The sequence below is a fragment of the Streptomyces sp. NPDC033221 genome (genome assembly GCF_055577005.1).
This window is the reverse complement of sequence record NZ_JBVIQN010000037.1, coordinates 26,586-40,233: the sequence shown is the minus strand read 5'-3', so window position 1 is coordinate 40,233 and position 13,648 is coordinate 26,586. Positions and strand designations below refer to the sequence as shown.

Here is a 13,648-nt window from a genome sequence, read left to right as displayed (position 1 = left end):
GACGTGGGGAGGCGGGGAGCCGCACCCGCCCTTACCGCGCGGCGAACGTCCCCAGTTCCCGCGCCAGCGCCACGGTCAGCGCCCGGAAGATCCGTACCTCCGGGTTGGGGTCGCCCGCCCGCGTGACGAGCACACTGTGCGCGCACGGCGCGTCCAGCACCGGCACGTACACCGTCCCGGGCCACGGGTAATAACGGGCGAAGGACTTCAGCCCGGAGCCCGCGCCACGGCCCGCCGCGACGCTCGTCAGCACGTCGTGCGGGGTGAGCGCGACGTCCGGGGCGCGGCGCTCGCCCTCGTCGAAGTACAGATAGTCGGTGAACGGCCGCGGGGTGTGCCGGGGCAGCCGCAGGTACGGCAGGTCGAGGATGTCCGCGACCCGTACACCGGCCGCCGCCGCGTCCGCGAGCTGCGAGGCCGCGGGGACCGCGACGATCCGTTGCTCGGTGGTCAGTACATCCACCTCGATGCCCTCGGCCTGGATCGCGGGCCGTACGAACGCGACGTCCACCCGGTCCTCGCGCAGTGCGCTGCAATGCTCGGTGAAGGTCAATTGCACCAGCTTCAGCGGAATTTCCGGGCGCGCCCGCCGGAACGCGTTGACGGCCGCCGGAGTGACCTCCGCCGATCCGTGCCCCATCACCCCCACCCGCAGCCCGCGCGCCGCCAGGGACGCCGCCGAGGCCCGCTCCGCGGCCTCGGTCACGTCCTCCACGGCCGCGTTCGCCGCGGCCAGCAGCGTACGGGCGTGGGAGGCCAGCCGCTGCCCGGCGGCGGTGGGCCGTACGGGGCCGTTGCCGCGGTCCAGCAGCCGGGTGCCGAGCTCGCGCTCCAGCTGCTGCACGTGCTGGGTGACCGCGGCCGGTGACAGGAAGAGCCGCGACGCGGCCCGCCCGAAGTGTCCTTCCTCGACCACCGCCAAGAAGGAAGACAGCCGTCGCAGGTCCATACCGCCACGATAAAACGTGCGGCCGCCCGGCCCCGGGGCCCGTTCACGATTCCTGAACGGGGGCCGCGCCGGGGGCCTCCGACCTCGTACAACGGCTCTCATGAGCACGCCCGCCGCCGACCGCCGTACCGAGTCCCGTACCGCTGACGAATCGTTTCACCCCCACCGCCTTCACCGCCCCCGTCGCTCCTCCCGCTCCTTCCGCCCCCACCGCCGCCACTGGCTGCGCGCCGGCTGGCTGATGACGGCCTCCGGCTGGAGCGCCAACCAGTTCTCCGCCCTCCTCGGCGCCTACCGCAGCGACCTGGGCCTGACCACGGCCACCACCACCGCCCTCTTCGCGGTGTACGTCCTCGGACTGATCCCCGGGCTGCTGCTCGGCGGCCCGCTGGCCGACCGGCACGGCCGCCGCCCCGTCGTCTTCACCGCGCTCGCCACCGCGGCCGCGGCCACCTGCCTGCTGATGGCGGGCCCGGCCGCCGTCTGGCTGCTGTGGCCGGGCCGCTTCCTGACCGGCCTCGGAGCGGGCGCCCTGCTCACCGCGGGCAGCGTCTGGATCAAGGAACTCTCCGCCGCCCCGCACGACCCGGACACCGCCCCCGGCACGGCCGCCCGCCGCTCCGGACTCTTCCTCTCCGCGGGCTTCGCCTCCGGCGGCCTGGCCGCCGCGCTGATCGCCCAGTGGGCACCGGCCCCGATGATCACGGCCTATGTGCCGCACCTGCTACTGTCCGCGGCCGCGGCGATGGCGGCGGCCCGGGCGCCCGAGACGGCGGGTGCCTCGGCGGCCGCCGGCCGTACGCGTACACGTACACCGGGAGCGGACCGGATACCGGCAGCGGGCGGGGCGGCGGGCGAAGCCGTCCCCGGCGCGGCCTTCTGGCGGCTGGTCGCCCCGGTGGCCCCCTGGGTGTTCGCCGCCCCCACCATCGCCTTCGTCACCCTCCCCGGGCTCGTCGGCGCCCGCCTGGACGGCTGGCAGACCGTGTACGCGGGCGTCACGACCGCCGTGACTCCCGGCGCCGGGCTCCTCGTGGCACCGCTCGCCCGCCGCCTCGCCGCCCGGCACCGCCTCGCCACCGCCGTTTCCGGCCTGGCCGCCGTCGCGCTCGGCCTCCTCGTCGCCACCGTCGCCGTCATGGCCATGCAGCCCGCCGTGGCGCTGCTCGCGGCGTTGGTGCTCGGTGGCGGCTACGGGCTGTGTGTGGCGTACGGGTTGACCGAGGTCGCCGCGCTGGCGCCGCCGCACCGGCTGGCCCGCCTCACCGCCCGCTTCTGGACCCTCGCCTACCTGGGCTTCTTCGCCCCGTACGTGATCACTCTGCTCAGCGCGCTCTGCTCGCCGCCGGTGATCCTCACGGCCGCCGCGGTACTGGCCGTCCTCACCCTCGGTGCGGTCATCCGAGCGGCACACCGCGACCGGATCTGACCGGAGCGGATGGGAGATGACCGGAGCGGATGGGAGGTGATCAGAGTGGATGGGAGATGACCGAACCCGGCCCCGCTCCCGCCCGGATTCGGCCCTGATCGCACCAGGATCCCGCCAGGGACCCGCCCGGGCCCCGCCAGGGACCCGCCCCGATCCGACCGGTCCGGCCGCTGCCCACCCGTACCCGGCGGCCCGTTCCGGCAGCCGGCCCGCAACCGGCCACCCCCGACCCTGCGACGCCGTCCGCACCGCGCATACGGGAGAATCGGGCCGAGGGGCCTGGATCAACCTACGCGGAGGCAGCGTGTCCGGTTTTGTAGAAAAGCCCGAGGCAGTGGAGGTACCGGGGCTCACCCACCTCCACACCGGCAAGGTGCGCGACCTCTACCAGAACGCCGACGGCGACCTGGTCATGGTCGCCAGCGACCGTATGTCCGCCTACGACTGGGTGCTGCCCACCGAGATCCCCGACAAGGGACGGGTGCTGACCCAGCTCTCCCTGTGGTGGTTCGAGCAGCTCGCCGACATCATTCCGAACCACGTCCTGTCGACCGAGCTGCCCCCCGGCGCCCCGGCGGACTGGGAAGGCCGTACGACGATCTGCAAGTCGCTCGCGATGATCCCCGTGGAGTGCGTGGCCCGCGGCTACCTCACGGGCTCCGGCCTCGCCGAGTACGAGCAGACCCGTACGGTCTGCGGGCTGGCGCTGCCGGAGGGGCTGACCGACGGCTCGGAGCTGCCCGGACCGATCTTCACCCCCGCCACCAAGGCCGCCGTCGGCGAACACGACGAGAACGTCCCGTACGAGGAGGTCGCCCGCCAGATCGGCGCCGAGACCGCCGCCCAGCTCCGGCAGTCCACCCTCGCCGTGTACGGGCGGGCCCGCGACATCGCCCGCGAACGCGGCATCATCCTCGCCGACACCAAGTTCGAGTTCGGCTTCGACGGGCAGCAGCTGACGCTGGCGGACGAGGTCCTGACCCCGGACTCGTCCCGCTTCTGGCCCGCCGACGCGTGGCAGCCGGGCCGCCCCCAGCCCTCCTTCGACAAGCAGTTCGTCCGCGACTGGCTCACCTCGCCCGCCTCCGGCTGGGACCGCAGGAGCGAGCAGCCGCCCCCGCCGCTGCCGCAGGAGACGGTCGGGCACACCCGCGCCAAGTACATCGAGGCGTACGAACGGCTCACCGGACTGGCCTGGTCATGACGCAGGACCGGTCATGACGCAGGACCCGCTCATGACGTGGACCCGCTCATGAAGCAGAAAGGCCCCGGTCGCGATGACCGGGGCCTTCTCTCTGAGCGGACGACGAGGCTCGAACTCGCGACCTCAACCTTGGCAAGGTTGCGCTCTACCAACTGAGCTACGTCCGCCTGCCCCGCGCTCAGCGGCGCGGTGCGGGCTCCACTATAGCCAACCTCGCGCCCGGGCGATGCGCGCCGCCGCGTGACGGTTCTCCGCGGACAGCTTCGCGGCGGCCGAGGAGAGGTAATTGCGTACGGTCCCCGGCGACAGCGCGGCCCGCTCCGCGATCTCCGTGATGGGCGCGCCGTTCTCCGCGTACTCCAGCACCTCCGCCTCCCGCGCGGTCAGCGGCGAGTCCCCGGCGCTGATCGCGTCGGCCGCCAACTCCGGATCCACGTAACGGTTTCCGGCGTGCACGCTGCGGATGATCTCGGCCAGCCGCTGGGCCGAAACGGTCTTCGGGACGAACCCCTTCACTCCCGCCTCCAGGGCCCGCTTCAGGTGCCCGGGCCGCCCGTGACTGGTCACGATCATGGTCCGGCAGCCGGGCAGCCGGCTGCGCAGGGATGTGGCCACCGCCACACCGTCCGCCCCCGGCATCTGAAGATCCAGTACGGCGATGTCGGGACGGTGCGCCAGCGCCATCGCCAACGCCTCCGGCCCCGAACCGGCCTCCGCCACCACCTGAAGATCGTCCTCCAGCGCCAGCAACGCCGCCAGCGCCCCCCGGATCAGGTGCTCGTCATCGGCCAACAGGATCCGGAGGGGGGCTGGGGCAGTGGCCGGGGCGGCGGCAGCGGCTGGGGCCGGGTTCTCGGCCGGGACCGGAGCCAAAGCCGAAGCCGGTGCCTCGGCCGCGCCCGCCCCTGCATCCGCCCCCGCATCCGCAGCCATACCCGTCCCCGGCATCTGACCGGCCCCCGGCCCTTGGCTGGCCCCCGGCCCCCAGGCACCCCTCGGCCCCGTCCCGGACATCCGTCCCAGCTGTTCCGCCCGATGTGCCTCCGCCATGGTCTCCGCTTCTTCCACTTTTTCCACGTCGCTCCGTCTTGCGGCCGGGGCAACCGGTGGTGCCCCGGCGGGCCGGCCGGTCGGCCGGTGCTCCATGCACGACCCGCACGACCCGCCCGCCCCGCATGACCCGTCGTACTTACGCAATCCCCTGTGCCCCGGTGGGCCGCCCGGCCGCGGCAGTCCCCGGCAGGTCCCCCTCCACCCCATGCTCCGCCTCCAGCGGTACGTGGGCCCGCAGCCAGAAGCGTCCGTCCGGCCGGGGGCCGACGGTCAGGGTGCCGCCGAGGACGGCGAGCCGTTCCCGCAGTCCGTCGATACCGCTGCCGTCGCTGCGGTGTCCGGCGTCTTCCAGTACGCCGTCGTTCTCCATCGTGAACACCACCGCCGGTCCGGACGACGCCGTCGCCGCGGCCCGGCCGCCACCGGCCGGGCCGCCCGCCGTCACCCGCAGGGTCAGCCAGCAGGTGACCGCGTTCGCGTGGCGCAGCACGTTGGTGGTGCCTTCCCGTACGACCCAGGCCAGCACCGACTGCACCTGCTGCGGCACCTCGGCACTGTCCTCCTGGTCCATGAGGCACTCCACCCCGGCCGCCTGGAGCACCGCCCGGGCGCCCGCCAGTTCCACCTGGAGGTCGGCCTCGCGGTAGGCGCGGACCACGTCCCGCACCTCCCGCTGGGAGTCCTGGGCCAGCTGCTGCACCTCCGCCATCTGGTCGGCGGACTCCGGCCTCCCCTTGCGCGCCAGGCGTACCGCCAGCTCGCTCTTGAGGGCGATCACGGCCAGGTTGCGGCCGACCACGTCGTGCATGTCCCGCGCGAACCGCAGCCGCTCCTCGGCCACGGCCAGCCGGGCCTGGGCGCCCTTCGCCTCGTCCAGCTCGCGCATCGCGGCGAGGATCCAGGCCCAGCTGCGGCAGGTCAGCGGGGCGAAGGCCGCGGAGATGGCGAGGGTGACCGGCAGTCCCGCCACGAAGACGAGCGGGGCTCCCGCGAGGGCCATCCCCGTCGTGATCATCGTCGTGGTCACCACGTACGCCACCGCCTGCCAGCGCTTCTTCAGCACCAGGGACAGCAGGCTGTTGAACGGCAGGGTGGGGAACAGCATCACCGTGAACAGATCCGCCGGCTTCGGCCGCGGCCCGGACGTGATCAGCATCGCGATCATGACCACCGACGCGGCTGACAGCGCCCCGGAGACGGCGATCAGCCGCCACGGAGCGGGGGTTCCGTACACATAGTGCGTGAGCCCGCGCCGTATGCCGGGGATGTAGACGGCGCACTGCACCAGCCCCAGCACCACGATCGGCAGGGCCGGCAGGAGGGAACGGTGATCCGGGGCCGCCGCGGCGACGATCGGCGCGAACAGCCAGCCGACGAGCATCAGCCACGGCGCGACATACAGCGACCACCGCGCCCACATGAAGACCTGCGCGACCCTGCCACGCCCCCGCAACTTGCGCAGCTGCCCGTGGAACACCGGCTCCGCACCCCCGTCGTCCTCTGTGCCGTACATGGTCAGTGCCGTGGCTCCCAGCGGAACCACCGACGTACAGCAAACACCGCGAGCCCGGCCCAGACCAACGCGATGACCAGTCGCTTCAGCGTCTCGGTGAGGTCGGCGCCGCCTGTCCAGCCGTCGCGTATCAGCCCCATCACCGGCGACAGGGGCAGCAGCTCCAGGATGTTGGCGATCTTCTCGGGCAGGACGTCCAGCGGGACGATCATGCCGGAGCCGCCCATCGAGATGAAGACGAACGGCATCGTCGTCAGCTGGGCCGCCTCGGCGGTCTTCGTGATGGCGGTGGAGGCGGCGGCCATCGCCACCGCGATCAGCATGCCCAGCAGCACGCCCAGCACCACCAGATGCGGGGCGTTCGGCAGGCCCGTCTTCAGGACCAGCCCGCCGCAGACCACCAGCAGGACGCACTGCGCCAGTCCGAGGAGCACCGCCGGCAGCGCCGTCCCGGCCAGGATCTCCTGGTCGGTCAGCTCACCGCAGCGCAGCCGCTTGAGCACCAGTTCCTCGCGCCGCGTCACCAGCGACCCGGTGACGGAGGAGTACACGGCGAAGAGCAGGACGAAGCCGATGGTCCCCGGCAGCAGCACCGTGCCGACCGACAGGCCGTTCTCCTGCAGGGGCATCTGCGAGACCGCCTGCCGCATGGCGAACGCCATGATCACCGGCATCAGCAGCGTCATGAACAGTGCGGTCTTGTTACGGCCCAGCAGGGTCAGTTCGGCGCGGAACAGCGCGGTCAGGCGCTCCCGCGCTCCCGTACCGGCAGCCGTCGCGGTGCCCACCCCCGGCCTGTCCTCGACGGTCTCGACGTCGGCGAAGCTCACTTGTCCTCCAAACCCTTGGCGATCTGCAGGAACGCCTCTTCCAGCGATGCCGAGCGGGCGTCCAGCCCCCGCAGCCCGACTCCCTCGTCCTGCGCCCAGAGCAGTACTCCGGTCGCGGCCCGCTGCAGGTCGGTGGTCCGCAGCCGCAGGGTCCGGCCCACCGTTTCGTGTCCTTCGACGCCCAGCTGCGGCAGCGGCGGCAGGTCGCCGACCGTGTAGCCCGGGGGCAGTTCGAAGGAGATCTGCGCGGGGTGGGCGGCCACCACGTCCGTGACGGTGCCGGAGGTCGCGATCCGGCCCTGGTGCATGATCGCCAGCCGGTCGGCCAGTTCCTCGGCCTCTTCCAGGTAGTGCGTGGTCAGCACGACCGTCGTGCCGCCCTCCCGGAGCTCGCGTATCAACTCCCAGGTCGAGTGGCGGGCTTCGGTGTCCAGGCCGGTGGTCGGCTCGTCGAGGAAGAGCACCTCGGGCCGTCCCAGCGTCGCCGTGGCCAGGTCCAGCCGCCGCCGCTCACCGCCGGAGAGCTGCTTGACCCGTACGTCCTTGCGCCGGGTCATGCCGACCGTCACCAGCGCCTCGTCGACCGGGCGGGCTCCGGTGGTGGCGCCGGCCCACATCCGTACGGTCTCCTCCACGGTCAACTCCGCGGGGAAGCCGCCCTCCTGCAGCATCGCGCCGACGCGCGGCCGTACCTTCGCCCGCTCCGTGTACGGGTTGTGGCCCAGCACCCGGACCGTGCCGCCGGTCGGTGCGGCCAGTCCCTCCAGAAGCTCCAGCGTGGAGGTCTTGCCCGCCCCGTTCGTCCCCAGCAGGGCGAACAGCTCGCCGCGGTCGACGGAGAAGTCGATGCCCCGCACCGCCTCGAAGGCCGCGGTGCCCTGTTTGTCGCTCTTGTTCTTACGGCTGCCCCCGGGCGGTCCGTACCGCCTGCGCAGGCCCGTGACGTCTATCACGCGCTCGTTCGTGTCCCCGATGTTCATGCTTCAAGGCTCCCGCCGGAATCCGGCGTCCGGCAGTGCGGCTTGTCATCACCCCAGATGACAAATGTCAGGAGGGGCGGGCGCCGGGGATGGGTAGGTGAGCGGGACGGAGCCAGGGTGGGACGGGGGCCGGTAAGGGGCCGGGCTTGGGGCGGGCATACGCAAAAGACCCCGGTCGCGATGACCGGGGTCTTTTTTCTGAGCGGACGACGAGGCTCGAACTCGCGACCTCAACCTTGGCAAGGTTGCGCTCTACCAACTGAGCTACGTCCGCAGGCATCCGACCGGCTTTCACCGGGCGGCGCGACAGCTACTCTACCTGATCCACCGGAGTGGTCGGTACTGTCGGAGCGGGTGACAGGGATTGCACACTGCGCCTCCCCCTTGGAAAGGGGGCGCTCTACTACTGAGCTACACCCGCATGACCACCATCCACCGGTCCATGAGAACCGGTTGATGCTGTCAGAGCGGGTGACAGGGATCGCACACTGCGCCTCCCTCTTGGAAAGAGGGCGCTCTACTACTGAGCTACACCCGCGTGACTCCTCGGGATCCGGCCTTTCGGCCTCGCCCCTCGGCGTGCTCCAGACTCTAGCTGATCAACAGGGGTGCCGCGCAACTCCGCTGCGGGACAGCCGAAACCAGCCGCTGCCCGGCCGCCAACAGGCCACCGGCGGACGGCGCCCGGCCGCCGTTCCGCCGCCCGGCCGCGGAACGGCGGCCGGGCGGGGCGGGTCGGGCCGGGAGGGGACGGGGAACGCGGGGTGCGGGCGGCGGCCGGCCCGGATCAGCTGTTGGCCGCGTCGAAAGCCTCGTAGACCTTCTTCGGAATCCGGCCGCGCGGGGGCACGTCCATGTGGTGGGAACGGGCCCAGGCGCGTACGGCGGCGGGGTCCGCGGTCACCGAGGTGTGGTGGTACGCCTTGCCGGACTTCGACCGCTTGCGGCCGGCCTCCACGAACGGGGCGAGGGTGCCGCGCAGTTTCTTCGCATTGGCGGGATTGAGGTCGATCTCGTACCACTTCCCGTCCAAACCGAAGGTGACCGTCTCTGCGGCTTCTCCGCCTTCGATGTCATCGGAGAGCGTGACTACTACGCGCTGCGCCACGGATATCGGTCCTTTCGAGCAGCAACCCCGCCTTGACATGGGGGGATGCTGCAGATCCGGCTGATTGGGATCAATGCATTTTCATTTGTACAGCGACGGGCATTGCATGGTGAAGCCCAGTTAATTTCCTCAGCGTGTCCTTCCGCAATGCGGACCCTAGGTCTTTTCTGAGATTTTCCCCACCGCTTACCGCGGCCGACGCCGTACCGTGACCACGTTGTCACGATATCTATGCGCGTAGATTTTCGAACACGGTACTGTGATGGCACCGCCTTACGCACCACACCATCGGGAGTGCCAGTGGCACGCGTCGTAGTCGACGTCATGCTCAAGCCGGAGATCCTCGACCCGCAGGGCCAGGCGGTGCAGCGCGCACTGCCACGCCTGGGATTCGAGGGGATCGGCGACGTCCGTCAGGGCAAGCGTTTCGAACTTGAGGTGGAGGGCCCGGTCGACGACGCCGCCCTCGCCCGTATCCACGAGATGGCCGAGACCTTCCTGGCCAACACCGTCATCGAAGACTTCACCGTCCACGTCGAAGACCGGCCCGGATCATGACGGCACGCATCGGAGTCGTCACCTTCCCGGGCACGCTCGACGACCGTGACACCCAGCGCGCCGTCCGGCTCGCCGGGGCCGAGGCGGTGCCGCTGTGGCACCGCGACAAGGACCTCAAGCAGGTCGACGCCGTGGTCCTGCCCGGTGGCTTCTCCTACGGCGACTACCTGCGGGCCGGCGCCATCTCCCGCTTCTCACCGGTCATGGACACCGTGATCGAACAGGCCAGGGGCGGCCTGCCGGTCCTGGGCATCTGCAACGGCTTCCAGGTCCTGACCGAGACGCACCTGCTGCCCGGGGCCATGCTGCGCAACGACAGCCTGCACTTCATCTGCCGCGACCAGCGGCTGCGGGTGGAGAACGCGGACACCGCCTGGACCGCCGACTACACCGCCGGCCAGGAGATCTCCGTACCGCTGAAGAACATCGACGGCCGGTACGTCGCCGACGAGCGCACGCTCGACATGCTGGAGGCCGAGGGCCGGGTCGCCTTCCGCTACCTGACCCAGGGCGACCCCGCCGACGGATACGGCAACCCCAACGGCTCGCTGCGCGACATCGCCGGCGTCACCAACGAGGCGGGCAACGTCGTCGGCCTCATGCCGCACCCGGAGCACGCCGTCGAGCCGCTGATCGGCACCGGCCGTACGGACGGCCTCGGATTCTTCACCTCGATCCTGAAGAAATTGGTCAACGCATGACGCTCGACACGGTCAAGCACGCAGCCGAGACGCCGGACACCGACCAGCCGTGGGCCGAACTGGGCCTGAAGCAGGACGAGTACGAGCGCGTCCGCGAGATCCTCGGCCGCCGCCCCACCGGCGCCGAACTCGCCATGTACTCCGTCATGTGGTCCGAGCACTGCTCCTACAAGAGCAGCAAGGTCCACCTGAAGCAGTTCGGCCAGAAGGTCCCCGAGAACGACGCGATGCTCGTCGGCATCGGCGAGAACGCGGGCGTCGTCGACGTCGGCCAGGGGTACGCGGTCACCTTCAAGGTCGAGTCGCACAACCACCCGTCCTACGTCGAGCCCTACCAGGGCGCGGCCACCGGCGTCGGCGGCATCGTCCGCGACATCATCGCCATGGGTGCCCGCCCGGTCGCCGTCGTGGACCCGCTGCGCTTCGGCGCCGCCGACCACCCCGACACCAAGCGCGTCCTGCCGGGCGTCGTCGCGGGCATCGGCGGCTACGGCAACTGCCTGGGCCTGCCCAACATCGGCGGCGAGGTCGTCTTCGACTCCTGCTACCAGGGCAACCCGCTGGTCAACGCCGGTGCCATCGGCGTGATGCGGCACGAGGACATCCACCTCGCCAAGGCGTCCGGCGCCGGCAACAAGGTCATCCTCTACGGCGCCAGGACCGGCGGCGACGGCATCGGCGGCGCCTCCATCCTGGCCTCGGAGACGTTCGACGACGCGAAGCCGTCCAAGCGCCCCGCCGTCCAGGTCGGCGACCCCTTCCAGGAGAAGCTGCTCATCGAGTGCACCCTGGAGGCGTTCGCGGAGAAGCTCGTCGTCGGCATCCAGGACCTCGGCGCGGCCGGGCTGTCCTGCGCCACCAGCGAGCTGGCCTCCAACGGCTCCGGCGGGATGCGCGTGGAGCTGGACGACGTACCGCTGCGCGACTCGACGCTCTCGCCCGAGGAAATCCTCATGAGCGAGTCGCAGGAACGCATGTGCGCCGTCGTCGAGCCGGCGAAGGTCGAGCGGTTCCTGGCGATCTGCGAGAAGTGGGACGTCACCGCCACCGTCATCGGCGAGGTCACCGACGGCGACCGGCTGGAGATCTACTGGCACGGCGAGAAGATCGTCGACGTCGACCCCAAGACCGTCGCCCACGAGGGCCCGGTCTACGAGCGTCCCTACGCGCGCCCCGCGTGGCAGGACGCCCTCCAGGCCGACGACGCGGGCAAGCTGCCGCGTCCGGAGACCGGCGAGGCACTGCGCGAGCAGGTCCTCAAGCTGGTCGCCTCGCCCAACCAGGCGTCCAAGAACTGGATCACCAGCCAGTACGACCACTTCGTGCAGGGCAGCACCGTGCTGGCCCAGCCGGAGGACGCCGGCATGATCCGCATCGACGAGACGACCGGGCTGGGCGTGGCCATCGCCACCGACGGCAACGGCCGCTACGCCAAGCTCGACCCGTACCACGGCGCGCAGCTGGCGCTGGCCGAGTCCTACCGCAACGTCGCCGCCACCGGCGCCAAGCCGCTGGCGATCTCCGACTGCCTGAACTTCGGCTCGCCCGAGGACCCGGCGGTCATGTGGCAGTTCTCCGAGGCCGTACGCGGACTCGCCGACGGCTGCCTGGAGCTCGGCACGCCCGTCACCGGCGGCAACGTCTCGCTCTACAACCAGACCGGCGAGGCCGCCATCCACCCGACCCCCGTGGTCGCGGTGCTCGGGGTGATCGACGACGTCAGCCGTCGTACGCCGGTCGCCTTCGCCGACGAGGGCCATCTCCTCTACCTCCTCGGTGACACCAAGGACGAGCTGGGCGGCTCGGCCTGGTCCCAGGTCGTCCACGACCACCTCGGCGGCCTGCCGCCGCAGGTGGACCTCGCCCGCGAGAAGCTGCTGGCCGAGATCCTGATCTCGGCCTCCCGCGACGGCATGATCGACGCGGCGCACGACCTCTCCGACGGCGGCCTCGTGCAGGCCCTCGTCGAGTCGTGCCTGCGCGGCGGCAAGGGCGCCCGGATCGTCGTACCCGACGGACTGGACCCCTTCGTCCTCCTCTTCTCCGAGTCGGCGGGCCGCGCGATCGTCGCGGTCCCGCGCAGCGAGGAACTGCGTTTCACCGACATGTGCGGTGCGCGTGGCCTCCCGGCCACCCGCGTCGGTGTCGTCGACGGTGACGCGATCGACGTCCAGGGCCAGTTCACCCTCCCGCTGAGCGAACTCCGCACAGCGCACGAGGCGACGATTCCGGCTCTGTTCGGCTGAGCCGGGGCTCCGCCCGCACGGTGGCCCGTCCCTTTCGGGGGGCGGGCCTACGGCGGGTTCGGGGGCTGCCGGCCGGTGAGTCAGCCGACGCGGTGCATCCGGCCGCGGTCGCCGCCGCCCGCCGGGCGTTCGGCCTGGTGGAGCGCGGGCTCGGGGCTTACACCACCCGCCCCGCCGAGTAGCCTCGACGCCATGCCAAGTGCCCGCAAGCCGTCCGGAAGGTCCCGCGCCCGGAGTTACGACTCCGCCAAGACCCGCGCCGCCGTCATCGCGCAGTTCGGACACGTACGCTCCGCCGTGGAGCGGCTGGCTCCCGAGCAGTTCACGCTGCCCACCCGCCTGGGTGACTGGACGGTCCGCGAACTGGTCGCCCACCTGGCCATGGCGATGGAACAGGTGCCCGCGGCGCTCGCGCAGCCCGCGCCGCCCGCCCAGGAAGTCACCCTCGTCACCTGGCCGTCCGCGACCCGCGCTCTGGCCGCGAAGGTCGACGAGATCGCCCGCGACACGGCGGCCGGCGCCGCGCCGGCCGACCTGCTGGACCGCGCCGCCGCGCGCTACGCCGAAGCCGTCCCGACGGCCCCCGACGACCGGCTGCTGGCGGCTCGTATCGGCGCGATGCGCCTGGACGACTTCCTGGTGGTGCGCTGTGTCGAGCTGGTCGTGCACAGCGACGACCTGGCCACCGCCACCGGCCTGGACATCCCGTTCGACCGCCAGGCTCTGGCCACCGCCACCCGGCTGCTCGCCGACGCGCTCGCGGCCAAGGTGCCCGGCGGCTCCGTGGAGGTCCGGGTGCCGCCGTTCGCCGTCGTCCAGTGCGTCGAGGGCCCCCGGCACACCAGGGGCACCCCGCCGAACGTCGTCGAGACCGATCCGCTGACCTGGCTCCGCCTGGCCACCGGCCGTACGGGCTGGCCCATGGCCCTCGAAGAGGCCGCCGTGAGCGCCAGCGGCGAGCGGGCCGATCTCGCGCCGTATCTGCCCCTCATGGGCTGAGGGCTGCCGCGGGACCGACGACCGGGCCGCCTCACCCCTCGAATACGGCAGCGACGTGGCGCCCGCCACCGCCTCCCG

The 13,648-nt window shown here is 71.7% G+C and carries 12 protein-coding genes and 4 tRNA genes; 6 read left to right on the top strand and 10 right to left on the bottom strand.

All coding sequences use genetic code 11. The features are described from left to right. Window positions 1-31: 31 nt before the first annotated feature. Window positions 32-949, bottom strand: a complete 918-nt coding sequence (locus ACZ53K_RS34780) for a LysR family transcriptional regulator (protein WP_468844733.1) — start codon at window positions 947-949, stop codon at window positions 32-34. Window positions 950-1,049: 100 nt separating this feature from the next. On the opposite strand from ACZ53K_RS34780, the gene ACZ53K_RS34775 reads away from it, so the two are divergent. Next, complete coding sequence (locus ACZ53K_RS34775) at window positions 1,050-2,378, top strand: MFS transporter (protein WP_468844731.1); 1,329 nt, start codon at window positions 1,050-1,052, stop codon at window positions 2,376-2,378. 304 nt (window positions 2,379-2,682) lie between these two features. Further along, window positions 2,683-3,582 (top strand): phosphoribosylaminoimidazolesuccinocarboxamide synthase, encoded by a 900-nt coding sequence (locus tag ACZ53K_RS34770; protein ID WP_468844729.1) that lies wholly within the window; start codon window positions 2,683-2,685, stop codon window positions 3,580-3,582. 94 nt (window positions 3,583-3,676) lie between these two features. Here the strand turns inward: ACZ53K_RS34770 and ACZ53K_RS34765 are convergent. The 9 genes from ACZ53K_RS34765 to ACZ53K_RS34725 form a co-directional block, all read right to left on the bottom strand. Then, a tRNA-Gly gene (locus tag ACZ53K_RS34765) sits at window positions 3,677-3,749 on the bottom strand. Between the two features lie 34 nt (window positions 3,750-3,783). After that, window positions 3,784-4,374, bottom strand: coding sequence for a response regulator transcription factor (locus ACZ53K_RS34760; protein WP_468844726.1), 591 nt, complete (start codon window positions 4,372-4,374; stop codon window positions 3,784-3,786). 397 nt (window positions 4,375-4,771) lie between these two features. Continuing rightward, window positions 4,772-6,148, bottom strand: a complete 1,377-nt coding sequence (locus ACZ53K_RS34755) for a sensor histidine kinase (protein ID WP_468844724.1) — start codon at window positions 6,146-6,148, stop codon at window positions 4,772-4,774. Window positions 6,149-6,150: 2 nt separating this feature from the next. Beyond that, on the bottom strand, window positions 6,151-6,978 hold the full coding sequence (locus ACZ53K_RS34750; RefSeq protein WP_468844718.1) for an ABC transporter permease: 828 nt from the start codon (window positions 6,976-6,978) through the stop codon (window positions 6,151-6,153). Next, window positions 6,975-7,958 carry an ABC transporter ATP-binding protein gene (locus ACZ53K_RS34745; protein WP_468844715.1) on the bottom strand — a complete coding sequence of 328 codons (984 nt, stop codon included), beginning with the start codon at window positions 7,956-7,958 and terminating at the stop codon, window positions 6,975-6,977. Before ACZ53K_RS34745 ends, ACZ53K_RS34750 begins: the two co-directional genes overlap by 4 nt. A gap of 201 nt (window positions 7,959-8,159) precedes the next feature. After that, window positions 8,160-8,232 (bottom strand) — tRNA-Gly (locus tag ACZ53K_RS34740). Window positions 8,233-8,307: 75 nt separating this feature from the next. Next, window positions 8,308-8,379: transfer RNA gene (locus ACZ53K_RS34735), tRNA-Gly, on the bottom strand. A gap of 45 nt (window positions 8,380-8,424) precedes the next feature. Beyond that, window positions 8,425-8,496 (bottom strand) — tRNA-Gly (locus ACZ53K_RS34730). Window positions 8,497-8,745: 249 nt separating this feature from the next. After that, window positions 8,746-9,066 carry a histone-like nucleoid-structuring protein Lsr2 gene (locus ACZ53K_RS34725; protein ID WP_365845725.1) on the bottom strand — a complete coding sequence of 107 codons (321 nt, stop codon included), beginning with the start codon at window positions 9,064-9,066 and terminating at the stop codon, window positions 8,746-8,748. 300 nt (window positions 9,067-9,366) lie between these two features. Here ACZ53K_RS34725 and purS point away from each other — a divergent pair, with 300 nt between their 5' ends. The 4 genes from purS (at window position 9,367) to ACZ53K_RS34705 (ending at window position 13,570) form a co-directional block, all read left to right on the top strand. Beyond that, the gene (purS, locus tag ACZ53K_RS34720; protein WP_361157243.1) at window positions 9,367-9,624 is read left to right on the top strand and encodes a phosphoribosylformylglycinamidine synthase subunit PurS; all 258 of its coding nucleotides are present in this window, start codon (window positions 9,367-9,369) and stop codon (window positions 9,622-9,624) included. After that, window positions 9,621-10,325 carry a phosphoribosylformylglycinamidine synthase subunit PurQ gene (gene purQ, locus ACZ53K_RS34715; protein WP_468844712.1) on the top strand — a complete coding sequence of 235 codons (705 nt, stop codon included), beginning with the start codon at window positions 9,621-9,623 and terminating at the stop codon, window positions 10,323-10,325. Before purS ends, purQ begins: the two co-directional genes overlap by 4 nt. Then, a complete protein-coding gene (purL, locus tag ACZ53K_RS34710) occupies window positions 10,322-12,571 on the top strand; it encodes a phosphoribosylformylglycinamidine synthase subunit PurL (RefSeq protein ID WP_468844709.1) in 2,250 nt (749 codons plus the stop codon). Before purQ ends, purL begins: the two co-directional genes overlap by 4 nt. 192 nt (window positions 12,572-12,763) lie before the next feature. Further along, window positions 12,764-13,570, top strand: coding sequence for a maleylpyruvate isomerase family mycothiol-dependent enzyme (locus tag ACZ53K_RS34705; RefSeq protein WP_468844707.1), 807 nt, complete (start codon window positions 12,764-12,766; stop codon window positions 13,568-13,570). Window positions 13,571-13,648 lie beyond the last annotated feature (78 nt).

Excerpts from the sequence above, each read along its gene's own strand:
- ACZ53K_RS34780 (WP_468844733.1), bottom strand. The coding sequence starts at position 949 with ATGGACCTGCGACGGCTGTCTTCCTTCTTGGCGGTGGTCGAGGAAGGA.
- ACZ53K_RS34775 (WP_468844731.1), top strand. The coding sequence starts at position 1,050 with ATGAGCACGCCCGCCGCCGACCGCCGTACCGAGTCCCGTACCGCTGAC.
- ACZ53K_RS34755 (WP_468844724.1), bottom strand. The coding sequence starts at position 6,148 with ATGTACGGCACAGAGGACGACGGGGGTGCGGAGCCGGTGTTCCACGGG.
- ACZ53K_RS34745 (WP_468844715.1), bottom strand. The coding sequence starts at position 7,958 with ATGAACATCGGGGACACGAACGAGCGCGTGATAGACGTCACGGGCCTG.
- purQ (WP_468844712.1), top strand. The coding sequence starts at position 9,621 with ATGACGGCACGCATCGGAGTCGTCACCTTCCCGGGCACGCTCGACGAC.
- purL (WP_468844709.1), top strand. The coding sequence starts at position 10,322 with ATGACGCTCGACACGGTCAAGCACGCAGCCGAGACGCCGGACACCGAC.
- ACZ53K_RS34705 (WP_468844707.1), top strand. The coding sequence starts at position 12,764 with ATGCCAAGTGCCCGCAAGCCGTCCGGAAGGTCCCGCGCCCGGAGTTAC.